Source organism: bacterium (genome assembly GCA_035527515.1).
Taxonomy (GTDB): Bacteria; B130-G9; B130-G9; order B130-G9; family B130-G9; genus B130-G9.
Genome location: DATLAJ010000166.1, coordinates 1 through 3,076 on the forward strand (window position 1 = coordinate 1; position 3,076 = coordinate 3,076).

The window sequence follows — 3,076 nt, forward strand, 5'->3', positions numbered from 1 at the left end:
ACCGCCTCCTTCCGGGCATTTGGTGAGGGGCACTTGGCCGCTGCCTAACAACGGGTTGCAGCCGAAGCGCCACGCACGCCGAATTCATTGGCGTCTTGCCAGTTCGTCGTTTCGGCCAACGCGGGAAGCCTTGCCATGACCGTTAGGCAGCCGCTCTCAGCCGTCACCGCCGCCTCGCTGCGTGCCTCGGGCCTTCGCGAGTTGGCCGGGCGTGTGTTCCGCTGGCGGAGTTGATTATGGCTTTGGTCGCTGGGCGTTGTGAGGCTCACCATAGTCTGAATAGTCAACCATCCAGCCCCTGGCAGAAACATACTGGTCCAAGAACCCGCCAGCTACCGATAATTCACGGTAAATCACATTGAAATCCTCGGCTGACTTGATCAGATGCTCTCGGGCAAGCTCGATGGCATCAACGTCCAATGACACGTCCGCTCTGATGTCGAGGGGAACATATCCCTTGGTGAACTTGCTGTCGATAAAGAACTTGCCCTGCTCGATGCCATGCCATATCAGCCAGTAGTGATCGAGCTGATTCCGTATCTCAAGCCGCTCAGTCACTCGCTTAAGTGGCTCTGCAATGATGTTTATCCCCTTGCCATTGACAAGATGGTAGGCAGTCGACGGACTGTAGTTCCAGACCTTACCTCGTTTCTCTCCCAACGGGGGCTTGAGCCCGACTACTATGCACACAATGTTGCAGAGCGCATTGAAACTGCTGTAGAGGCTTGAGTACGTTGCCTTCCAGTGTCGCCTGGCATCGAATATCCGCCATGGGTCACAAGTAGTGCGGAATACCTCAAATTGCAGTTGCTCAAGGAAAGCAAGTGATTCGGCTATTCCGGTATAGACAGCGTAATTCATCAAGCTGAGGGCAACCAATTCCTTTTGCTCCTCGTCGGAGAGGGCAGCCCCGTCTGCCCTAGTCCAGTGCGGCGAGGCAAGCTGGCTAGCTCGCAGAACCTCACGAAAATGCCACCAGAAAGGCATACTTTTGACAGTAAACTGCTTAAAGGTCTCCTCAATGATGTCTCCCTGATACCCGCCTTTTGAGAAGTCCACGTTGACGCTCATCCCTATCCACGCCTCCTTATAGGCTCTCGACATGTCATTGCAGTTCCCCCCGAATCAATCATGCACCGCGCCGGGGCACTTACAGCGGTTGCTTTCGAGCATTGGCCAGGGCCTTGACCAAGTCGTCGTGCAGGCCACGCGCTACAACCCCTGTGGAGAGTCGGACGTGCAATTTGTCCAATTCTGGGCGATGGCGAATTGCTTCCAGATACTCCCTGTCCACGCTTCGGTCAACATCTGGAGCCTGCCCCATGTCTTGCAGAACTCGCCTGTCTACTTCGGCCTTCATCGCGTTTAGGCGATCCAACTGCAACGTCACTTCCACCAGTTTGTCGACCAGTTCCCGATTGTTCAGATTCTCATAGGGCATGATCCCGGTCCTCCAATATGTGCTGGCCTCAGTCAGCCGCCCTCTCCCAACGGTCTTGCTCGCGCAACCACTCCTCGACATCCCTAATCAGCCTGTCAGCTGCGCCCACACCGTGAGAACAGCCCAAGCCAATCCGAGCACCGCCACAATGGCCGCCACCACCGCCACCAGGATCAGGGCGCCGCGCTTCGCGGCCTTGTCGCGGGCCGCCCGACGCTCCGCCAGGTCCTCAAGCTGTTCTCGTGCCTGTGCGTTGTCGGGATTGATGACCAGAACGCTCCTGAGGCTCTTTTCGTACTCCTGCTCGTCCTTGGCGATTCTGCTGAGCTGCACCCAAGCTTCCTCGTTGCGGTTATCTCGGTGAATCGCATATAGGAGGATTTGCCGAGCCTCTGGCTTGCGGCGTTCGCGGCTAGCTGCGGCCGCCTGCTTCACGAAGTCCGAGGTCGCCAGTTCGCGCCCGCAATAGCGACACACGTTGGCTTCCGCACGGATCAACTCCGCGCAATGGGGGCATTTCATCATCTCGCCAACCTGGAGAGCCTTCTCTTCGAGCGTCTTTTGCGACACAGGCCAGAGCGCTGCGATGATTATCCCGATGGGGCCGAGCAACAAGCCGAGCGCGAACCCCCCAGACCCGGAGCCTCCCTTCCCGCTGAGAACCGCGCCTGCGAGGACTCCGCAGAGAAACCAGCCGCCCAAGATTACACATTCCATCGCCTCTGCACCCCCTTACTCATAAGTCTGGCCTCCTGTGGACATCAAGTAGGCCCATTCGATGTATGGCAATCGCATGATAATTCTGTCGGCCGGGCCCTCCCCCAGCGCGACGCCGCGACACAGCAAGTTGACATACCCCTGGATCTTGAGGCACATGGCATCTGGGGAGTTGAACAAGGGTTCTTGGCCTGCTCGCCATACGATCAGTGTCACGCCGTCGGGCAACGCTCCAATCGGTTGAACGGTATAGACGCCAATAGGGGAGATTCCTGGCACGGCAAGGGGCAATAGACACATGCAACAGAGCAGGAGTAGAACTAGGATAACGATGACTCTGCGGCTCATGGTCTTCTCAAGCCTCCTGTTCGGTCGACGGCGTACGCCACACCCCGGGGTCTACGCCTGCAGTGGCGAAGTCGGGGCAGCTACCTACCCCCCCTGTGAGCTCAGCGCCCATCTCTTGAGCGATGAGGCTCGCCTTCTCAGCGCTGAAACTGGACATCATTGCAGGTCGTTTCTCGGCCACCGTCTCACCGACACAGGGTTTCGCAAGGTCTGCCATCGTGGTCACCATCGAGGCGCGAAGGGTCGCCTGGGCAGGGCCGCAGGACCTCTCCCGCCGAGGCAAGCACACCGTCTAGCCAGCCAGCAGTTAACGCCGCTGCGAATCCCCCGCCCGCGAGAGTAGCCGGGATGCCTCGGACCGGCCGCGCCCCGTCAGACGGAATATCGGCGGACGATCTGAGAGCTTCTTAACCCAACCCATGTCCCTCGCCTGCCTGTAAAGCGGCGTGACCTCGCTCTCTGGCACGCCCAGCGCCGCCGCAACCTCGTCCGCCCCGAAGGTGTCCTTCCCACCCTGCGCCATAAACATAAGCATCTTCTCTAGCACGTCGCGCACCTCCTCCCTCCTGT

At 58.8% G+C, this 3,076-nt stretch carries 5 protein-coding genes; 1 reads left to right on the forward strand and 4 read right to left on the reverse strand.

What is annotated here, in order from left to right; genetic code table 11:
• Positions 1-234: 234 nt before the first annotated feature.
• From VM163_13550 to VM163_13560, 3 genes are all read right to left on the reverse strand, one after another.
• On the reverse strand, positions 235-1,104 hold the full coding sequence (locus VM163_13550) for a hypothetical protein (GenBank protein ID HUT04906.1): 870 nt from the start codon (positions 1,102-1,104) through the stop codon (positions 235-237).
• A 46-nt stretch (positions 1,105-1,150) separates the two neighbouring features.
• Positions 1,151-1,441 (reverse strand): hypothetical protein, encoded by a 291-nt coding sequence (locus VM163_13555; protein ID HUT04907.1) that lies wholly within the window; start codon positions 1,439-1,441, stop codon positions 1,151-1,153.
• An 87-nt stretch (positions 1,442-1,528) separates the two neighbouring features.
• Entirely contained in the window at positions 1,529-2,158 is a 630-nt protein-coding gene (locus VM163_13560; GenBank protein HUT04908.1) for a zinc ribbon domain-containing protein, read from the reverse strand.
• Positions 2,159-2,628: 470 nt separating this feature from the next.
• Between VM163_13560 and VM163_13565 the strand changes: the two genes are divergently transcribed.
• Entirely contained in the window at positions 2,629-2,802 is a 174-nt protein-coding gene (locus VM163_13565; GenBank protein HUT04909.1) for a hypothetical protein, read from the forward strand.
• Between the two features lie 11 nt (positions 2,803-2,813).
• Here VM163_13565 and VM163_13570 read toward each other — a convergent pair.
• On the reverse strand, positions 2,814-3,076 hold a 263-nt coding region (locus VM163_13570), incomplete at its 5' end, for a hypothetical protein (protein HUT04910.1).

What these genes read in the sequence shown, in the direction of transcription:
- VM163_13550 (HUT04906.1), bottom strand. Translation starts at nt 1,104, where the DNA reads ATGTCGAGAGCCTATAAGGAGGCGTGGATAGGGATGAGCGTCAACGTG.
- VM163_13555 (HUT04907.1), bottom strand. Translation starts at nt 1,441, where the DNA reads ATGCCCTATGAGAATCTGAACAATCGGGAACTGGTCGACAAACTGGTG.
- VM163_13560 (HUT04908.1), bottom strand. Translation starts at nt 2,158, where the DNA reads ATGGAATGTGTAATCTTGGGCGGCTGGTTTCTCTGCGGAGTCCTCGCA.
- VM163_13565 (HUT04909.1), top strand. Translation starts at nt 2,629, where the DNA reads ATGAGGCTCGCCTTCTCAGCGCTGAAACTGGACATCATTGCAGGTCGT.